General features: G+C 71.0%; 16 protein-coding genes, 1 pseudogene and 1 riboswitch. Of the genes and pseudogenes, 8 read left to right on the forward strand and 9 right to left on the reverse strand.

Annotated elements, in window-relative coordinates:
- Positions 1–16: 16 nt before the first annotated feature.
- The 5 genes from OG858_RS41860 to OG858_RS41880 form a co-directional block, all read right to left on the reverse strand.
- Entirely contained in the window at positions 17–961 is a 945-nt protein-coding gene (locus OG858_RS41860) for a 3,4-dihydroxyphenylacetate 2,3-dioxygenase (RefSeq protein ID WP_086749854.1), read from the reverse strand.
- Entirely contained in the window at positions 954–2,414 is a 1,461-nt protein-coding gene (locus OG858_RS41865; RefSeq protein WP_086749853.1) for an aldehyde dehydrogenase, read from the reverse strand. Before OG858_RS41865 ends, OG858_RS41860 begins: the two co-directional genes overlap by 8 nt.
- Positions 2,415–2,539: 125 nt before the next feature.
- Complete coding sequence (locus OG858_RS41870) at positions 2,540–3,352, reverse strand: acetoacetate decarboxylase family protein (RefSeq protein WP_086749852.1); 813 nt, start codon at positions 3,350–3,352, stop codon at positions 2,540–2,542.
- Between the two features lie 14 nt (positions 3,353–3,366).
- On the reverse strand, positions 3,367–4,599 hold the full coding sequence (locus OG858_RS41875; RefSeq protein WP_328543906.1) for an NAD(P)/FAD-dependent oxidoreductase: 1,233 nt from the start codon (positions 4,597–4,599) through the stop codon (positions 3,367–3,369).
- A 5-nt stretch (positions 4,600–4,604) separates the two neighbouring features.
- Complete coding sequence (locus OG858_RS41880) at positions 4,605–4,793, reverse strand: ferredoxin (protein WP_037698699.1); 189 nt, start codon at positions 4,791–4,793, stop codon at positions 4,605–4,607.
- A 212-nt stretch (positions 4,794–5,005) separates the two neighbouring features.
- Here OG858_RS41880 and OG858_RS41885 point away from each other — a divergent pair, with 212 nt between their 5' ends.
- From OG858_RS41885 to OG858_RS41895, 3 genes are all read left to right on the forward strand, one after another.
- Positions 5,006–6,361 (forward strand): glutamine synthetase family protein, encoded by a 1,356-nt coding sequence (locus tag OG858_RS41885; protein WP_319065423.1) that lies wholly within the window; start codon positions 5,006–5,008, stop codon positions 6,359–6,361.
- 20 nt (positions 6,362–6,381) lie between these two features.
- A complete protein-coding gene (locus tag OG858_RS41890) occupies positions 6,382–7,686 on the forward strand; it encodes a cytochrome P450 (RefSeq protein ID WP_086750242.1) in 1,305 nt (434 codons plus the stop codon).
- A 283-nt stretch (positions 7,687–7,969) separates the two neighbouring features.
- Positions 7,970–8,980 carry a LacI family DNA-binding transcriptional regulator gene (locus tag OG858_RS41895; RefSeq protein WP_327745935.1) on the forward strand — a complete coding sequence of 337 codons (1,011 nt, stop codon included), beginning with the start codon at positions 7,970–7,972 and terminating at the stop codon, positions 8,978–8,980.
- 236 nt (positions 8,981–9,216) lie between these two features.
- On the opposite strand, the gene sigJ is transcribed toward OG858_RS41895, so the two are convergent.
- Positions 9,217–10,155, reverse strand: a complete 939-nt coding sequence (gene sigJ, locus OG858_RS41900; protein WP_327745522.1) for an RNA polymerase sigma factor SigJ — start codon at positions 10,153–10,155, stop codon at positions 9,217–9,219.
- Positions 10,156–10,257: 102 nt separating this feature from the next.
- On the opposite strand from sigJ, the gene OG858_RS41905 reads away from it, so the two are divergent.
- A complete protein-coding gene (locus OG858_RS41905; protein ID WP_086749909.1) occupies positions 10,258–10,632 on the forward strand; it encodes a hypothetical protein in 375 nt (124 codons plus the stop codon).
- 96 nt (positions 10,633–10,728) lie between these two features.
- Here the strand turns inward: OG858_RS41905 and OG858_RS41910 are convergent.
- Positions 10,729–11,175, reverse strand: a pseudogene (locus OG858_RS41910) (sugar ABC transporter substrate-binding protein); the annotation flags it as partial.
- A 141-nt stretch (positions 11,176–11,316) separates the two neighbouring features.
- Between OG858_RS41910 and OG858_RS41915 the strand changes: the two are divergent.
- From OG858_RS41915 to OG858_RS41925, 3 genes are all read left to right on the forward strand, one after another.
- Positions 11,317–12,183 carry an AraC family transcriptional regulator gene (locus tag OG858_RS41915; protein ID WP_086749910.1) on the forward strand — a complete coding sequence of 289 codons (867 nt, stop codon included), beginning with the start codon at positions 11,317–11,319 and terminating at the stop codon, positions 12,181–12,183.
- 91 nt (positions 12,184–12,274) lie between these two features.
- On the forward strand, positions 12,275–13,450 hold the full coding sequence (locus OG858_RS41920; RefSeq protein ID WP_319259887.1) for an FAD-dependent monooxygenase: 1,176 nt from the start codon (positions 12,275–12,277) through the stop codon (positions 13,448–13,450).
- A 219-nt stretch (positions 13,451–13,669) separates the two neighbouring features.
- Positions 13,670–15,208, forward strand: a complete 1,539-nt coding sequence (locus OG858_RS41925; protein WP_319065421.1) for a cation:dicarboxylate symporter family transporter — start codon at positions 13,670–13,672, stop codon at positions 15,206–15,208.
- Positions 15,209–15,408: 200 nt separating this feature from the next.
- Positions 15,409–15,538: riboswitch (cobalamin riboswitch) on the reverse strand.
- 159 nt (positions 15,539–15,697) lie between these two features.
- Here the strand turns inward: OG858_RS41925 and OG858_RS41930 are convergent.
- Together OG858_RS41930 and OG858_RS41935 are read right to left on the reverse strand one after the other, a co-directional pair.
- The gene (locus tag OG858_RS41930) at positions 15,698–16,105 is read right to left on the reverse strand and encodes a RidA family protein (protein WP_086749976.1); all 408 of its coding nucleotides are present in this window, start codon (positions 16,103–16,105) and stop codon (positions 15,698–15,700) included.
- 180 nt (positions 16,106–16,285) lie between these two features.
- The gene (locus OG858_RS41935; protein ID WP_086749975.1) at positions 16,286–16,954 is read right to left on the reverse strand and encodes a DUF6215 domain-containing protein; all 669 of its coding nucleotides are present in this window, start codon (positions 16,952–16,954) and stop codon (positions 16,286–16,288) included.
- 911 nt (positions 16,955–17,865) lie between these two features.
- Between OG858_RS41935 and OG858_RS41940 the strand changes: the two genes are divergently transcribed.
- Positions 17,866–18,885, forward strand: coding sequence for a Gfo/Idh/MocA family protein (locus tag OG858_RS41940; RefSeq protein WP_086754099.1), 1,020 nt, complete (start codon positions 17,866–17,868; stop codon positions 18,883–18,885).
- The last annotated feature ends 6 nt before the right edge of the window (positions 18,886–18,891 follow it).

Consider the following 18,891-nt stretch of genomic DNA (forward strand, 5'->3'; position numbering starts at 1 on the left):
GGGCTCCTGGATACGGCTAGCTGCGGGTGTGTGGGTTGCTCGGGGCGACGGCCGCGGATGTGCCGGCCCGGTCGTCGCCGCTCCAGCCGTCGGTGGGGCGGTCGAACCAGAGGTGGACCTGTCCGGTGCCGATGGAGTTCTCGTACTCCCCGTACTGGCGGGCCGGGGCGACACAGGCCTGCTCGCCCAGCGCGCCCGCCATCATCAGGTAGTGGAAGAACCTGGCCTCGGGCTTGTACTTCCAGAACTCGTCCATGGTGTCGAGGACCTTGTCGTGCCGGCCCTCCTTGAACCAGGCGATCCGCTCGTTGTCGGCCGCGCGCGCCTCGGGCGTGAAGATGTGCGCCGGGTCGCTGGCCTCGTGGTCGCGCAGCTCGCGCAGCGGCCAGAAGGTGTGGGAGAGGGCGCCGGACGCGATGATCAGGACCCGTCGCCCGGGGGTGGCGGCGATGCCGTCGGCGAGCGCCCGCCCCAGCCGCAGATGGTCCTCCATGTCGCCGGTCTGACAGACACCGATGGTCACCCACCGCTTGTCGGGCAGACCCTCGCCGAGGAACTTCCACAGGTTGATCGTGGCGTAGTAGATCGGCAGGTACTCGTCCTCGATCGCGGTGATCCAGGTGTCGTGCCGGTCCGCGAACCTCTCGATGTTCCGGGCGAGTTCGGGGTCGCCGGGAAAGTCGTACGGCATCCGGCACATTCCGCGCGGCAGCTCCTCGGAGGTGAAGAGACCGGCGCGGCGCTGCTGCGCGGTGACCACGAACTCGACGGTCGTCGCCCAGTGCGAGTCGAGGACGACGACGGTGTCGTAGTCGTCGCGGGCGAAGACGTCCTCGCGGAGCTGCTGCAGGCCGGTGACGAGGGTGATCTCCTTGCCCCCGTTGAGCTCCAGGCGGTCCGCCTCGGGCAGGACGATGGTGGGGACGTGGGCGAGAAGTCCCGCCCCGACGATCTCACCCATGGTTGTTCCATCCGTTCGGCGCGGTCACGGTGTTCTTCACGTCGCAGTAGAAGTCGAAGCTCCAGGTGCCGCCCTCCCGGCCGACCCCGGAGTGACGGGAGCCGCCGAAGGGGGCCCGCAGGTCGCGGACGAAGAAACAGTTCACCCACACCGTGCCCGCGACCAGTCGCTCGGTCACTCGCGCGGCGCGCTCGGTGTCACCGGTGGCGAGGGTGGCTGCCAGCCCGAAGCGGGTGTCGTTGGCGAGCCGGACCGCCTCGTCCTCGTCGGTGAAGGTCTGCAGGGTCAGGACCGGCCCGAAGACCTCCTCCTGCACGATCTCCGAGTCCTGGGCGACATCGGTGAGCAGGGTGGGTGCGTAGTACTGCTCGCCCTCGCGGTGCCCGCCGATGACCACACGGGCCCCGTCGGCCACGGCCCGCCGCACGAACCCGTCGATCTTCTCCAGCTGCCGGGGGTGGATGGTGGGCCCGATGTCGGTGGCCTCGTCGCGCGGGTCACCCTGCTTCAGCGCAGACGCCTTCTCGACGAACCGCCGGGTGAACTCCTCCGCGACCGACTCCTCCACGAGGAAACGTGTCGCGGCCAGGCACACCTGCCCGGCGTTGTCGTACTGCTCCACCGCGAGGTCCACGGCCAGGTCCAGATCGGCGTCCGCGAACACCAACAGCGGTGACTTGCCGCCGAGTTCGAGGCTCAGTGGGGTGAGGTTGGGCGCTGCCGACCCGGCGATCCGCCTGGCCGTCGGCACCGATCCCGTGAAGCTGATCCGGCGCACGTCCGGGTGCGAGGTGAGCGCGTCACCGATCTCCGATCCGTACCCCTGGACGACATTGAGCACCCCGGCGGGCAGCCCCGCCTCGGCGGCGATGTCCGCCAGCAGCGACGCGGTCAGCGGAGTCCACTCGGCGGGCTTCAGAATCACCGTGTTGCCGGCGGCGAGGGCCGGGGCGACCTTCCAGGTGGCCAGCATCAGCGGCGCGTTCCACGGTGTGATCAGCACGGACGGTCCCGCCGGGTCCCAGCTCACCCGGTTGGTGTGCCCGCGCGTCTCGAAGTCCTCGTGCTCCAGCGTCAGCAGCCAGTCCGCGAAGAACCGGAAGTTGTGCGCCACCCGAGGCATCACACCCCGCCGGTGCGACCGCAGCAGCGCCCCGTTGTCGTTCGTCTCGACGACGGCCAGCTCTTCGAGTCGCTTCTCGACCCCGTCGGCGATGGCGTGCAGGACGCGGGCGCGTTCGGCGCGGGGGGTGGCGGCCCAGCCGGGAAAGGCCTCACGGGCGGCGACGACAGCGGCCTCGACCTCACCGGGACCGCCGCGGGCGATCTCGCCCAGGACGCGACCGTCGATGGGGGAGACATCGGTGAAGGTCTCGGCGGAGGCGATCCGTCGGCCACCGATCCAGTGCCGGGTGTCGACGGAGACACCCGCGACGACGATTTTGTCAGACATGAAAGGGGATTCCTTCTCGGGATAGGGACGGACCCACTGACCTGGGGGGCGCGGGGCTGTATCGATGTGCGGCTCCGCCGGGTGGGCGCGATCGGCCCACGACGACCCGCACTTCGACGACGGCCCTACTCGGCACTCGCTCCCGACAACCCGGACTCCAACAACCGCCCGCCGTCCCAGACGACCCCCACCTGCCGGTAGTACGCGGCGATCGGCTCACGGATCTCCAAGCGGGCCAACTCCTCGGTCGGCGCCTCGAACAGCTCCAACTCCGCGTCACCGACCCACGGCTGCCCACCCTCGAAGTCGGCCGCCCCGGTCTCGATCAGCTCGTCGAGCGCCAGCCCCTTCCCCTTCTCGATCGACGGCAGCCACCGGTGATGAGCCATGGGATGCGCGTTCACGAACCCGTTCGTCTCCGCCGGCTCCCGCAGCGTCACCACCGTCTGCGCGAGCCGACGGTCCGCGGCCGCCAGCGTCGCCCCGAACCGTGCCCCCGCCTCGATCCGCGGAGCGGGCCCGAGGGGATGCGGCCGCGTCTGGTGGATGGACCCGAGCTTCTTCGGATAGCCCTGGTGCAGCCCGCGGGCGATCGCGAAGTCCTTGTCGACCCAGATGTAGACGCACCGCGAGTACGTCCGTCCCCGGTACTGGCAGCGGACGACCGCGAAGGCCTCCTTGTACTGGGACAGGACGGGGTCGAGCAGTTCCGCCCCCGACGCCGAGCAGGACTGCCAGTCGGCCCAGATCAGTGCGACCGCGCCGGGGTCCTCGTCGGCCAACTCCAGCGGCTGCGGCAGCAGTTCACGTACCCGCGCGGGATCCGTGCGGTACTCGACGGTGAGCAGGTCGCCCGAGTAGCGCCAGGGCGGGGAGGGGATGAGCGACGAGCCGCCGCTCGCCGTCTTGGGATGGAAGTATCCACGGACACTGGTCATGGTCAGGAGGGTCCTTACGCGGTGAGGGCGGGCTGCTTGAGCAGTTCGGCGCGGTAGCGGGCGGCGGCGGACACGGTGGCGGGGCCGCCGAGCGCGACGACGCCGACCAGCCGGCCGTCGTGGTGGTAGCCGACCAGGACGTCCGCGGCCGGGTCGCCGTCCAGGACCCGTACGTCGTCCCTGCCGAGGACCGGCGCGCCGAAGGACTGCAGCCGGAAGTCGTGCTGGTCGCTCCAGAAGGTGGGCAGCGGCCCGAAGGGGGCCGGCCGCGCGTCCGCGCCGGTGAGACGGCCGACGAGGACCTTCGCCGCGTGCTTGGCGGTGTCCGTGGGAATGGACCAGTGCTCGACGCGGCGGGGTACGCCGTCGTAGCGGGCGTTGGGGAAGCGGGCGACGTCGCCGACGGCCACGACCTCGGGCCGCCCGCCGACCCGCAGCTGCTCGCAGGTGAGCACGCCGTCGGACAGATCGAGGCCGTTGCCCTCCAGCCATTCGACGTTGGCGACCGAGCCCACCGACTCCACCACCACGTCGGCGGGCAGTACGGTCCCGTCGCCGAGCACCACACCCGTGACCCGGTCCTCGCCCTCGAACCCGGCGACGCCCGTGCCGAGCGCGAACCGCACCCCGCGCTCCTCGTGCCGCCGGAGCAGCGCGCGCCCGAGCAGCTCACCGAGCGGGCCGACCATGGGCAGCGGCAGCGGATCGACCACGGTCACCTCGGCGACACCGAGGCCCACGGCAGTGGCGGCGACCTCGCAGCCGATGAACCCGGCGCCGATCACGACCACCCGGACACCGGGCCGGGTCAGCTCGTCCCGCAGACCCTGGGCGTCGGCCAGCGTACGGACCGTGTGGCGGCCGGCGAGCGGGCCGGAGCAGCCGAGCCGACGGGGCCGCATACCGGTGGCGACGACCAGACCGTCGTACGACAGCGTCGAGCCGTCGTCCAGCTCGACGGTCCGCTCGGCCAGGCGCGCGGCGACGACCTTCGTGCCGAGCCGCCACTGAACGTCGGCCACGCTCGCGCGGGGACGGAAGGCCAGCGACTCGAAGGGTGCCTTCCCGGCCAGCACCTCCTTGGACAGCGGGGGCCGGTTGTAGGGCATGTGGGGCTCGTCGCCGACGACGGTGACGGCCCCGGTCCATCCAGCCGCCCGCAGCTGCTCGGCGGCGCGCAGACCGGCCATGGAGGCCCCCGCGACGACCACGCGGCCCGCCCCTGTCTCTGTCCCGGTTCCTGGCATGGGGCTCAGGCCTCGATCCGGATGGCCTGGAGCGGACAGACGTCGGCGGCCTCCTCGACCTCGTCGAGGAGGGCGTCGTCGGGGTCGCTGACGTAGGCCAGGTGCCCGTTCTCGTCGAGCTGGAAGACGTCGGGGGCGGCGAAGACGCACTGTCCGTGGTCCTGGCACTTGTTCATGTCGACGACGACCTTCATGGCCGGTCCTCCTGGGAGTCAGGGCGTCGGGCGGGATGGAGAAGCGAACGGAGAAGAATCTCGTTTGGCTTCAAACAACATAGGAAGCCGTCACCCTGCGGTCAATACCTGTCCAGGTGGATAATTTTTTGTGGCCGACCCCTTGCGGGCCGCTGGAGTGGTTCTTATCGTTTGGCATCAAACAATTGACCCCAGTCGTCGAGGAGACAACGGTGAGCGCATCCGAAACGCCGTCCGTCGGGCACTACCAGGAGCGGCTGGCCGCAGAGGGCATCGACGTGGTCCGGGTGACCTACCCCGACCTCATCGGCACCGACCGGGCCCGGGACGTGCTGCTCGACCAGCTGCCGACGGCGTGCGAGCACGGGCTCGCCTTCTGCCGGGCGGTCTACCACACCTCACCCCAGGGCGACGTCGTCCCCGTGGCCGGAGGCCTGGACGCCGGCCTGCCCGACATCCATGTGCGCCCGGACCTCGACACCCTGATCGCCCTGCCCTGGGAGCCCGGAGTCGCCACCTGTCTCGGCGAGACCATCGACCCGGCCACCGGGGCGCCCGCCCCCGAGTCCCCCCGCGACCTGCTGCGCTCGGTGCTCGCCCGCTGCGCCGAACAGGGACTGCGCCCGGTGGTCGGCCCCGAACTCGAGTACTTCCTCTGCGACGAGGACCCCGCGTCCCCCAGGGGCTTCAAGCGCTACTCGGGCGCCACCGGCGTCGTCTACACGGCCGGCCTGCGCGCCGACCCCGACAACCACCTGCTGCGCACCCTGCGCCACCTCCGCGACCTGCGCATCGGTGTCACCAACGGCAACCACGAGTTCGACGGCGGCCAGTTCGAGATCAACCTGACGCATTCGGAGGCACTCTCGGCCGCCGACCGCTCCTTCCGCTTCAAGGCCGCCGTCAAGGAACTCGCGCGCAAGGAGGGCCGCCTCGCCACCTTCATGGCCCGGCCCTTCAACGACGCGGGCGGCTCCGGCTTCCACCTCCACCTGTCCTGCGACGACGAGCGGGGACACAACACCTTCGACGACCCCTCGGGCCGGTACGGGCTGTCCGACACCGGCCGCCACGCCATCGCCGGTGTCCTCGCCCACGCCCCGGCACTCGCCGCCCTCGCCAACCCGACGGTCAACTCCTACAAGCGGTTCGGTCCGGACACCCTCGCGCCCTGGCTGATCGACTGGGGGCTGGACAACCGCAGCGCCATGGTCCGCATCCCGCCCGAGCGCGGCTCCGGCGCCCGTCTGGAACTGCGGCTCGGCGACGCGAGCGCCAACCCGTATCTGCTGATCGCGGGCACGCTCGCCGCCGCACTGCTCGGCGTCCGCGCGGGCGAGGAGCCCGCCGCCCCGCTGGAGGGCTACGGCTACGACACCGCCCGAGCGGCCGTGCTGCCCATGAGCCTGCCCGCCGCCCTCGACGCGCTGGAGGCGGACACCGCCCTCACCGAGATCCTCGGCAAGGACTTCACCACCTCGTACCTCACCTACAAGCGCGATGAGGTCGAACGCTTCCAACGGCACGTCACCGACTGGGAGTTCACCGAGTACGCCTACCACCTGTGAAGCCCAGGAGAACCGCCGCCATGACCACTTCCGCCCGCCTCCCCTCCGCCCTCGTACGCGAAGCCGTCCAGGAGCCCATGCCGCTGGACGACGTGGACCTCGCCGACCTCGACAACTTCACCGACGGCGTCACCCCGTGGCGCATGTTCCACACCCTGCGCCACCAGGACCCGGTGCACTGGCAGCCGGAGGAGGCCCCCAACTCCGGCTTCTGGGCGGTGACCCGGCACGCCGACATCGCCCGCGTCGACCGCGACGCCGAGACCTTCACCTCGACGAAGTTCGTCAACCTCGAAGAGGTCGACGACGACCAGATCAAAACGCGCGCCTCCATCCTGGAGCTGGACGGTGTCCGCCACCGCGCGCTGCGCAGCGTGATCCAGCGCCAGTTCGGCGCGAACGTCATCAACAGCTACACCGACTTCCTGCGCGGCCTCACCGCCACCACCCTCGACGCGGCCCTCGCCAAGGGCACCTTCGACTTCGTCGCCGACGTCTCCGCCGACTTCCCCATCAACGTCCTCGCCCGGCTCCTCGACGTCCCGCCGGAGGACAACCAGCGGCTCATCGACTGGGGCAACCGCATCATCGGCAACACCGACCCCGACTACGCCGACGTCCTGCTGGGCAGCGCGGAGAGCGAGCAGTACCGGCACCTGCCGTTCCGCTCGCCCGCCTCCCTCGAAGTCTTCGAGTACGGCCGCGAACTTGCCCGGCAGCGGCGCGGCGGCGACGGCACCGACCTGGTCTCCAAGCTGGTCAACACCACCCCGCGCGACGGCGTCCCGCTCTCCGCACAGGACTTCGACAACTACTTCCTGCTCCTGGTCGTCGCCGGCAACGAGACCACCCGCCACACCATCACCCACTCCATGCTGGCCCTGCTCCAGCACCCCGAGCAGCTCGCCCGCCTCCAGGAGGACCCCTCCCTGATCCCGACGGCGACCGAGGAGTTCCTGCGCTGGGCGTCCCCCGTCTACCACTTCCGCCGCACCGCCACCCGGGACGTCGAACTCGGCGGCAAGCAGGTCAAGGAGGGCGACAAGGTCGTCATGTGGTACGCCTCCGGCAACCGCGACGAGGAGGTCTTCGCCAACCCCTACGACCTCGACGTCGCCCGTGCCGACAACGACCACGTCACCTTCGGCAAGGGCAGCCCGCACCTGTGCCTGGGCAACCTGCTGGCACGCACCGAGATCCGCATCATGTTCGAGGAGCTGATCCCGCGCCTCGCCGACATCCGCCTCGTCGGCGACGTCCCGCGCGTGCGCTCCAACTTCGTCAACGGCATCAAGAAGCTGCCGGTCGAGGTGACGCTCGCCTGAGCCCCTCGCCCGACACACCCTCGGGCACCGGTGGGGGAGATGCCCGCCGGTGCCCGAGTCCCGCGCTGGGCGGGGCAGGGACGGCCGGATGTACCGCGCTCTACTGGTGCGCTCTAGTTCGCGTACGATGATCCCTGTCCGCATGTCATGTCACTAGCCCCCGCCGGGAGACCTCACGACCTCGGCCCCCGGTCCGGGCGTGATCCGGACGACAGGCCCTGGGGCGGGCGGCGATCGGAGGGTGGGTTCACAGGTGGATGCATCGGGCAAGCAGCGGCCCACGATGGCGGACGTCGCCGCGAAGGCGGGTGTCTCCCGGGCGCTCGTCTCGATCGTGTTCCGCAACCAGCCGGGGGCGAGCGAGGAGACCCGGGAGCGGGTGCTGCGGGTCGCCGACGAGATCGGTTACCGGCCCGACAGCGCGGCCCGGCTGCTGGCGCGGGGCCGCAGTCGCACGCTCGGCGTGATGTTCACCGTCCACCAGACCTTCCACACCAACCTCATCGAGGGCATCTACCCGGAGGCCGAACGCCTCGGCTACGAGGTCCTGCTGTCGGGCGCCACCCGGAGCCGCAGCGAGGAGAAGGCCGTCGAGGCGCTGCTCAGCCACCGCTGCGAGGCCCTGATCCTGCTCGGCTCCTTCGCCGAACCCGCCCTCCTCGAAGATGTGGGACGCCGTACCGTCGCCGTCTCCGTCAGTCGCCGGGTCCCCCGGGCCCACGTCGACTTCGTGCACTCCGCCGAGGGCAGGGGCGTACGGCAGGCGATGGACCACCTCGTCGAGCTGGGGCACCGGCGGATCGTGCACATCGACGGCGGCCGGGGTCCCGGCTCGGCCGAGCGGCGGCGCGCGTACCGGGCGGCGATGCGCCGGCACGGCCTGGAGTCCGAGGCCCGTGTCGTACCCGGCGACCACACGGAGGAGTCGGGCATCGAGACCGGCCGCCTCCTCCTCGCGGAACGCGACCGGGGGCAGCTGCTGCCGACGGCCGTCCTCGCCGGCAACGACCGCAGCGCGATGGGCCTGTTGATGTCCCTGACCCGGTCCGGCGTGGAGGTTCCCCGCGACCTGTCCGTGGTCGGCTACGACGACAGCCACCTCTCCCACGTGATGCCGATCGGTCTGACCACTGTCCGCCAGGACGCGGCGCTGATGGCGGAACACGCGGTGCGCTTCGCCGTGGAACGGCTGGAGAAGCCGGAACTGGAGCCGCGCGAGGCGGTGCTGGAACCGAAGCTGGTGGTACGGGGGAGCAGCGGGCCGGTGCCGACGGAGGACACGGAGAACCCCTGACGAAGGGGTGCGGGCTGCCCGCCCCGGTTGTGGGAGGCCGAGGACGAGCCGGGGGGCGGTGATCGAGCGGCAGTCGCCGGTGCCGTAGCGCCGGACCCGGCGTCCGGGACACGAGCGGTATCCGGGCCGGCGGGTGTTCCAGGGCATCTGGCCGACCCCTGACGCGCGCTCGTCGCCCGGCGGCGACTGCGCGCTCCGCCGGGCGAGGGCCTGTCAGGGGGTGTCGTGCGGGACGTTCACAACGCCCCCTGGCCCTCCCGCCCCCACGGCCGCAGCTTCTCGGGGTTGCGGACCGCCCAAATGTGGGTGACGCGTCCCTCTGTGATGTCGAACGAGGCCACGGTCATGACGACGCCGGAACGCCGGGCCACCAGGCCCGGTACACCGTTGACCGACCGCTCCAGGAGTTCGAGCCCCGGAGCCCTGTCGGCGATGGCGACCATGTACTCGGCGATGCGCGCGCCGCCCTCGACCGGGCGCAGGACGGTGCCGACCATGCCGCCGCCGTCGGCGGTCATCACGGCGGCCGGGTCGAGCAGATTGACGAGGGCCGCGATGTCCCTGGTCTCCCACGCCACTTTGACGCGCCGCACCACGTCGGCCCGGCCGGTCGCCGTCACCGGAGTGCGCGCGTCGCCGACCCGTCGCCGGGCGGAGGCAGCCAGCTGCTTGCAGGCCGCGGGCGTCCGGCCGAGAACGTCGGCGATCTCGGCGAACGGGTACCGGAAGACGTCGTGCAGGACGAACGCCACCCGCTCGGCGGGCGTCATCGACTCCAGGACGACGAGGAAAGCCATGGCCACCGACTCGTCCAGGACGATCTGGTCGGCGGGGTCCGCGGGGGCAGTGGGGCCGGTGGGGCCGGCGCCGTCCGCGTGGTCCCGCTCGGCGCGGTCGGGCAGCGGCTCGGGCAGCCACGCGCCGACATAGCGTTCACGACGGGCCCGCGCCGAGCCGAGCAGGTCCAGGCAGATACGGCCGGTCACCGTCGTCAGCCAGGCGCCGGGGGACAGGATCTCCTCCTGCCGGCTCCGTGGCAGCCCGTACCAGCGTGCGTAGGCATCCTGTACGGCGTCCTCGGCCTCGGTCACCGAGCCGAGCAACCGGTAAGCGACGTTGACCAGTTGGCGTCGCTCGCCGGCCGTCGCGTCCGTGCCGGCCCTCACGGTCCCCATGCCTTTGGCCGCCCCCCTCGCCTTACCTTTCGCGGGCCCACGTCGTCGTACCGGTGAGAGCTTATCGATCTACTGCCCGAGGGCGGAAAAGGGGACTGTGGCATGGCCACTCAGGTGACGGCGACGGTGAACGCGCAGCGCGGCTCCTCGTTCCTGCGGATCGCGATCGCCCTGCAGACCTTGACCATCTTCCTCCAGGCGGTCTCCGCCGGACTGCTGCTGACCTCGTCCTACGGACAGACGCTGCACAGTGTCGGGGCCCGTGTGATGTACGGGGCGTCGATGCTGTACGTGCTCGCGGCCGTGCTGGCGTGGAAGCCGGGCGGCGGCTCGCCCCGGCCCGTCCTGCACGCGTCGGGCTTCCTCGTACTGGCCTCGGTCCAGGTCGTGCTGGGTATCGCGCACGTCCCGTCGGTCCATCTCCCCCTCGGAGTCCTGATGTTCGGTCTGAGTGTGCTGGCGCTGGCCCGGCGTTGAGCCCGCCCGGGTTCACGGCTCGGGTGCGGCCGACACCGCGTGAGCGATGTCGGCCGCACCCGGGAGGTGCCGTGGCACCGCTGTGAGGCACAGCGGTCAGCGGGTGCCCATCGCCGCGGACTCGGCGACGTCTTCCACGTTCTCCTTGGAGATGAACGCGGGGCCGTTGGGGACGGGTGCCGTGCCGCCGCCGCTGAAGTTGCCGTTGGTCCTGTGGAGCCACAGTCCGTCGTCGGCGAGGTAGCCCTGAAGGTACGACTGCTGGTCGACGGCGAACTCGACGTCGCCGTCCTGCACCGCCTTCACCAGGTCCTTGTTGAGGTCGAACGTCGCGACCTCGGGCTTGCTGTCCGCGTCGGACACGGACTGCACGGCGGTCGGCGCGATCGGGGCGCCCAGGGTGACCACCCGGTCCATGGAGGAGTCCTACTTGAGCTTGGCGGTGATCGTCGACTTCACGGAGGGCATGTCGGTGCCGTTGCCGTGGAGGATGTCGGTGGTGCCGCCGAAGCCCTTCTTGAGGCCGGCACAACGGGCTTCCAACGGGTATGTCAGACGTCTCGACAAATCACCGCCCCGCTCGCCCACCCGTCAGTCCGCTCACCCGACCGGAACGGGCACAGGAAGTCGGGTGCGGCAAGGTGGCTTCTTCCTAGCGTGGTGGGCGAAAGGAAGGAGGCCGGAGTGCTGGAGCGGCTGAACCAGGCCATGGAGCACATCGAGCGCCACCTCGACCAGTCGATCGAGGTGGCCGACCTGGCACGGATCGCGATGACCTCGGAGTACCACCTGCGGCGGCTCTTCTCCGCGCTCGCGGGCATGCCGCTGTCGGAGTACGTCCGGCGCCGGCGGCTCACCGTCGCCGGCGCGGAGGTGCTGGCCGCCGAACGGACCCTGCTGGAGATCGCGGTGCGCTACGGCTACGGCTCGGGGGAGGCGTTCGCGCGGGCGTTCCGCGCCCTGCACGGCGTCGGCCCCGGGGAGGCCCGGCGGACCGGCGCGAGTCTGCGGTCCCAGCCCCGGATGTCCTTCCGCCTCGTCGTCGAAGGGAGCAGCAGCATGCGATACCGCGTAGTGGAGAGGGAAGAGTTCCGGGTGGTCGGGAGGAAGACCCGTGTCCCCCTCGTGCACGAGGGGATGAACCCGGCGATCGCCGACTTCATCCGGAGCATCGGCCAGGAGACCCTCAGCCTGATCGAGAGCCTCTCCGACCAGGAGCCGCAGGGGATCGTCTCGGTCAGTGACAATCTCGCCGAAAGCCGGGCGGAGGGGACCGAACTCGACTACTTCCACGGGGCGGTGACCCGCGCCGCCGCGCCCGACGGCATGGACGAACTGATCGTCCCGGCGGGGACCTGGGCCGTCTTCGAGAACTCCGGACCGTTCCCGCAGGCGCTGCAGTATCTGTGGCGGGACGTGTTCACGCAGTGGTTCCCGTCCAATCCGTACCGGAGCCGCCCGGGCCCCGAGATCCTGCGGACCCGGCTGTCGCAGGACGCGGCACAGGCGGAAGCGGAACTATGGATTCCGGTGGATCGGACCCCGCTCTGAGCACGGCGCGCGGCGACTTCACGTCGTCGCGCGCCTGCCTCCGGTCCTCGTCCGCCGGTAGCGTGAAACGACGTCGACCTGAGGTGGGGGCATGAGGGCGATCGTCGTGGGCGCGGGTATCGGGGGGCTGGCCGCGACATTGAGCCTGCGGCGCGCCGGGTGCGAGGTGACGCTCGTCGAGCAGGCGCCGCGGTTCGCAGAGGTCGGCGCGGGGATCCAGCTCGCGCCCAACGCCACTCGCGTCCTGTGCCGACTGGGTCTGCTCGACGCGGTCGCCGCCCGGTCCAGCCGGCCGTCCCGGCTGAGCTTCCGCACCTGGTCCGACGGCGGTGAGATCTGCGGCTATGCGCTGGGCCGCGAGGCCGAGGCCGCGTTCGGGGCGCCGTACCTCCAGGCCCACCGGGCCGATCTGCACCAGGCCCTGGCCGCCGCCGTGCCGCCCGAGTCGGTGCGGCTGAACACCGTGGTCGTGGGCATCGGGCAGGACGCCAGGTCCGCGAGGGTGACGACGGCCGACGGGGAGTGCCTGGAGGCGGACCTCGTCGTCGCCGCGGACGGCGTACGTTCCCGGGCCCGCCAGTGGCTGTTCGGCGCCGACGAGGCCCTGTTCTCGGGAACCGCCGCCTACCGGGCCCTGCTGCCGGCCGACGAGGTCACCGGCCTGGACCTCCCGGAGTACGCGCTCTGGCTCGGGCCGGGACGGCACTTCGTGCACTACTGGGTGCGACGTGGGGAACTGCTCAACGTCGTGGGCGTCATCGAAACCGGGGCGGCGCAGGAGTCGTGGACCGCTCGGGCCGAGCCGGGGGAGTGTCTGCGCGCGTTCGACGGGTGGGACACCCGGGTGCTCGACGTCCTCGGACGGACGGGGACGGTGCTCCGCTACGGCATTTACACCCGCGCCCCGCTCACCCGCTGGAACACCGGGCGCGTGACCCTGCTCGGCGACAGTGCCCACGCGATGGTGCCCTTCCAGGCCCAGGGCGCGGCCCAGGCCCTGGTCGACGCGGCGGTGCTCGGCGACTGCCTCGCGGACGCGGCACCCGCCGACGTACCCGACGCGCTGGACCGGTACGTGCGCCGACGGCTGGCCACCGCCACGAAGGTGCAGGCCGGCTCCGCGCGGGCCGGCGAGGACTACCACCTGCCGGACGGGCCGCGGGCACGCGCCCGGAACGCCCGGCTGGCCGCGCAGGCGGCCGAGAACGGGTTCGGCCCCCATGCGGGCGCGTGGGGGCTCGACACCTTCGACGAGCAGGCGTCGTAGTACACCGTTTTGTACAACGCTTTGCATACCGCCCTTTGTCCGACCCGTCTGCCGTGCCGGGGCGCGGCGGACGCGCGATGGCACCGAGTGTCCCTTTCGGACGAACATCCAATATTTGAGCGATGGGACTCCACGGGCTTCTGTGGAGTCTCCGGTTGATCCATAGTTACGGGCGTGTTTCGGAAGTCTCCTTCCGAATAGCGGAAGAAAGCTCGGAGGATGCCCGTGTCGCTGTCCGTCCCGTCACCGTCCCTGCCACGACGCGCAGCCCGGCTGCTGCGTACCTCACTGTTCCTGCAGGTCGGCCTCGCCCTGGTGCTCGGTCTACTCGTGGGACGGCTCTGGCCCGATGTGGGTACGGCCGTCCAGCCGCTGGGTGACGGCTTCGTGAGGCTCATCAAGGCGGTCATCGCGCCGCTGGTGTTCTGTGTCGTCGTCACCGGCATCGCCAAGGCCGGGAACCTGCGGGCGTTCGGCCGGATCGGTCTCAAGGCCCTGGTCTGGTTCGAGGTGGCGACCACTTTCGCCCTGCTCATCGGTCTCCTCGCGGGCAACCTCATGCAGCCGGGCGCAGGCATGAACATCGACCCGGCGAAGCTCGATGCCGGCGCGGTCGACACGAAGACCGGCGGCGGATCACTGCCGTCGACCAGCGAGTTCCTGCTGCACGCGCTGCCCGAGAGTGCAGTGGGGGCCTTCGCCGAGAACTCGCTGCTCCAGGTCCTGGTCCTGGCCTGCCTGGTGGGCGCCGCCCTGCTCCACCTCGGTCTCACCAAGGTGCCCAAGATCCTGCCGGCCGTCGAGCAGGCGCAGGAGATCGTCTTCGCGATCGTCGGCTTCATCATGAAGCTCGCCCCGCTCGCCGTCTTCGGCGCCACCGCCCACCTCGTCGGCCAGTACGGCCTGGGCGTGATGTCCACGTACGGCAAGCTCATCGCCGTCTGCTACGGCGTGGCCGCCCTGTTCCTGCTCCTGCTGGCGGTCGTCCTGAAGGCCGTCACCGGGCTGAGCCTGTGGCAGTTCGTCCGCTACACCCGCGAGGAGATGCTGCTCGCGCTGGGCACCGCCTCCAGCGAGACCGTCATGCCGCGCATGATGCAGAAGCTGCGCCACGCCGGCTGTCGCGACGACGCCGTGGGCCTCGTGGTGCCCACCGGGTACTCCTTCAACCTCGACGGTGCGTCCATCTACCTCTCCATCGCCACGCTCTTCATCGCCCAGGCCGTCGGCGTAGACCTCACCCTCGGCCAGCAGGTGACCGTCATCCTGATGCTCATGCTCACCAGCAAGGGCATGGCGGGCGTACCCGGTTCGGCCTTCCTCGCCCTCTCGGCGACCGCCTCCGCGCTCGGGGTCATCCCCGCCGGCGCCGTCGCTCTCCTCCTCGGCGTCGACCGCATCATGGACTCCATGCGCGTGGCCACCAACCTCCTCGGCAACTGCGTCGCGGCCTTCGGTGTCTCCCGCTGGGAGGGTGCCCTCGACACTGCCCGCGCGAAGAAGGTGCTGCGGGGCGAGCTTCCCTTCGTGGAGGACGCGGATGTGGATACGGACGCGGGTGCGGAGGACGACCGGGCGTCGACCGGGGTCGAGACGGGGGTCCGGGTCGAGGCCGAAGGTGGGGCAGGGGCAGGGGCAGGGGCCGAGGACGGGGCTGGGGCCGGGGCCGCTGCTCCGCGCGAGGCCATGGTCGGTCCCCGCGAACCTGTCGAAGCGCAGGACGAACCGGGTAAGGACCGCCCCGTTCGGACGACTTGAGACACGGGGCCGGCCCTTTCCGCCCGCACCGCCCGCCCGGGCCCGACTCCCTAGGGGAGCGGGCCCAGGAAGTACGATGCCGTGGACGGTCAACTCGACCTGGCTGTCGGCCTGTTGGTTTGCGACGGCGATCCGCCGGGCGACCGCTCGGCGTCCCACCCGGTCCAGCGGACGGTTGTCGAGCGTGGACTGCGGGCGCCGCCGCCGACCGTGTGTCAGCAGGTGCTCCGGTCTTCCACACCGTCCCGCGCACCGCTGCGCGTCAGTTCCGGATTCGCACCGGATTCCCTGCCCCGTACGCGTACATGGGCGAACATGGGTTCGACTGGGCGTCGGCAAGCTGCCACAGCCGCTTGTCCGCCCGCCCGCCGTCCACCGCCCGTAGACCCCTGTCCGCAGGTCCCTGCCCTCCGCCCGTAGACCTCTGTCCGCAGACTCCTGTCCTCCCTCCGCCCGCCCACCCGTCCGTCCCGCGACGTCACGGCACCGTCAGTCGATGACCGCGGTGGCCTCGATCTCGACCAGATGCTCGGGGATGTCGAGCGCCGCGACGCCGAGGAGTGTGGCCGGCGGGGCCGCGGTCACTCCCAGCTTCGCGGCCGCCCGGGAGATCCCCTCCATGAGCGCGGGCATCTTGTCGGGCGTCCAGTCGACGACGTGGATGTTGAGCTTCGCCACGTCGTCGAACGAAGCGCCGGCTCCGGCGAGGGCGGTGCCGATGTTGAGGTAGCACCGCTCGGTCTGGGCGGCCAGGTCGCCCTCGCCGACGGTGACTCCGTCGGCGTCCCAGGAGACCTGGCCGGCGATGAAGACCAGCTTCGAGCCGGTGGCGATCGACACCTGTCGGTACGCGTCGATCGTCGGCAGTCCGCCGGGGTTCACCAGGGTGATGGCCATGTCGTGCGCCTCCTCGTCATGGGCGTCCGTGGACCCCACGTGCTCTCTAGTGGTTACTGGGGAACCATAGGAGAGCGAATGTCGGCCGGGAAGAACGCACTTTTCGGTGACCGGGGAACCCCTTGGTGACCAGACAGGTCAGCGGCCTGCCCGAGGGAACCGAGGCTCCCTGGTGGTTCGTCAGCCGGCCGGCTTCCAGCCCGGGATCGTCGGCAGGACCTTCTCGGCGACGCGGAACAGGGCCGCGTCGTCGGGCCTCTGGGAGTCCTGGCGCCAGATGACGAGCTCGAAGGTGCTGCCGCTGTCCTTCGGGTCGGTCGCGACCAGCAGCCGACGGGCGACGCCGCCGGGGCCGGACTGGGGGTCACTGCCGTCGAGCCCGAAGGAGATGGCGATGGTCTGGCCCGAGTAGAGGACCGCCGGGCGTCCCAGGACGGTTCTGGTCTCGGCGTCGGCGCCCAGATAGCCGACCAAGTCGGTGACCGGGAGGTCCTCGTAGGACGCCGAGAGCTCCACGGTGTAGGTCTCCAGCGTGACGGTCGCCTCGGGGGTGACGGTCTTGGTGCCGCTGCTGGCCCAGGTGGACTCGCTCTCACCGCCCGACGCGCTCACCGCCTGCTCGGTCGGCGTGCCAAGGAGTGTGGGCAGGTCGGAGCGGTTCAGCGCGGTGCAGAGCTGTGCACCGGAGACCTTGCCCCGCGGCGCCGGCGAGGCGTCGTCCGAGGACGAGCAGACGGCCGGTCCCACGGTCGCGGGCGTCTGGCCGAGGAGGTCCCCCAGCAACCACATACCTCCGAGAATCACCCCGACGGTCGCCACCGCCGAGAACACCTGGGCCCCCGTGCTCATTTCCTTCCTGGAGCCGGATCGGGGATCGGCCCCGAAATCCCCTCCGGAAGCCGCTCCGGAAGCCGTTCCGGAAGCCTTTCCTGAAGCCGTTCCTGAAGTTGCTCCCGAATCCGGTCCGGAAACCGCTCCCGAAGTTGCCCCCGAATCCGCTCCCGGAGCTGCTCCGCTATTCGTGCCGGAATCGGCGAAATCGTCGACCATGTCCCCCGTGCCCCCCCCTTGATGTGCACACGCGTCACGCGCGCCGGGGGAGCCTAACCGGTGACCGTCACGAGGGAAAAACGGAATTTCGCCGAGGCCGCGGCTCACGACGAGCCGTGCGGCGCAGCGGGGTGCTGCGAGGCAGGAGGCGCGGTGGGAGAGCACCTGCACCCGGGCACGCGGAAATGCGTCAAGCACCCTGGTCGCGCGGGGGAGTTGAAGGCGAGGAGGGCGGTGGGGCGGGGCGGTGCCGAGGAGGGTACGGGCGGTTGCGACGCCGTGCGCCTCAGTCGTCCTGCCCGGGAGGAGACGGACCCGGTCGCGCCCCGTTCGCGCCGACCGCCGTGCAGTCGGCGGGCGACGCGGGCAGCAAGGTGAAGGTGGCCGCGTTCGAGCTCCACAAGGAACTGGTGGGTGCCACCGTGAAGGGCGACATCGAGTTCGCCGTCGACCGGCAGCCGCATCGGCAGGGCCACTTGTCAGTCGACTCGCTGTGGCCCTACAAAGCAACGGCAACTGCACGGGCGGCGGCGAGCGGCCGGTCCTCACCGGCCCGCCCTTCGTCGACAAGGCGAGATCGTCGAGAACGCAAAAGCCGCCGAAGCCGCCGAAGTCGTCGAGACCGCCGAAGTCGTCGAGGTCGACGGCCTCGCGGCGAAGGGCACCCGCCGACCGGCGCGACCGCGGTCCCCAGCAAAGGGAGGAACGTCATGTCCCAGCAGGCCTCACTCGGTGTCGCCGTCATCGGCACCGGCCGGATGGGCGCCGACCACGTGCGCCGGCTCACCGAGGTGATCAGCGGTGCCCACGTGGCCGCCGTCACCGACCTCGACACCGACCGTGCCGAGGCGATCGCCGCCGGCGTCGAAGGGTGCGTGGCCCATGCCGACACCGCCGAGGCGCTGGCCGCACCGGGCGTCGACGCCGTCCTCGTCGCCTCCCCCGGCCCCGCCCACGAGGCGGCCCTGCTCACCGCCTTCGAGCACGACCTGCCCGTCCTGTGCGAGAAGCCCCTCACCCCGGACTCCGCCTCCGCGCTGCGTCTGCTGGAGGCGGAACAACGGCTGGGGCACCGCAGGGTGCAGGTGGGGTTCATGCGCCGCTACGACCGCGAGTACGTCAAGCTCAAGTCCCTGCTGGACAGCGGCGAGCTGGGCCGGCCGTTGCTGCTGCACAACCGGCACCGCAACGCCGAGGCCCCGCCCGGATTCACCGATGCCATGGCGATCAATGACTCCGTCGCCCATGAGATGGACGTCACCCGCTGGCTGCTCGGCCAGGAGATCACCGCCGTCACCGTGCTGCGGCCCCGGCCGTCCGCGCACGCCCCCGAGGGCCTGAGTGACCCGCAGTTCGTCGTCTTCGAGACCGACGGCGGCGCCGTCGTCGACGTCGAGATCTTCCTCACCGCCCGTTACGGCTACCAGGTTCAGGCCGAGGCCGTCTGCGAGAACGGCACGGCCCGCATCGGAGAGGGACACGACATGCTCGTCAACGCGGGCGGACGCTGGGGCGGCACGGTCACCCCGAGCTACATCGAGCGCTTCGAGGACGCCTACGACCGCCAGGTCCAGGCATGGGTCGACGCCACCCGCCGCGGTGAGGTCACCGGACCCAGCACCTGGGACGGGTACGCCGTCGCCGTGATCTCCGAGGCGGGCGTCCGCGCCCGGACCGAGGGCATCCGCGCCGAGGTCGAACTCGTCGAACGCCCCGCCCTCTACCGCTGACGCACG

The organism is Streptomyces europaeiscabiei (assembly GCF_036346855.1).
GTDB classification, from domain to species: domain Bacteria; phylum Actinomycetota; class Actinomycetes; order Streptomycetales; family Streptomycetaceae; genus Streptomyces; species Streptomyces europaeiscabiei.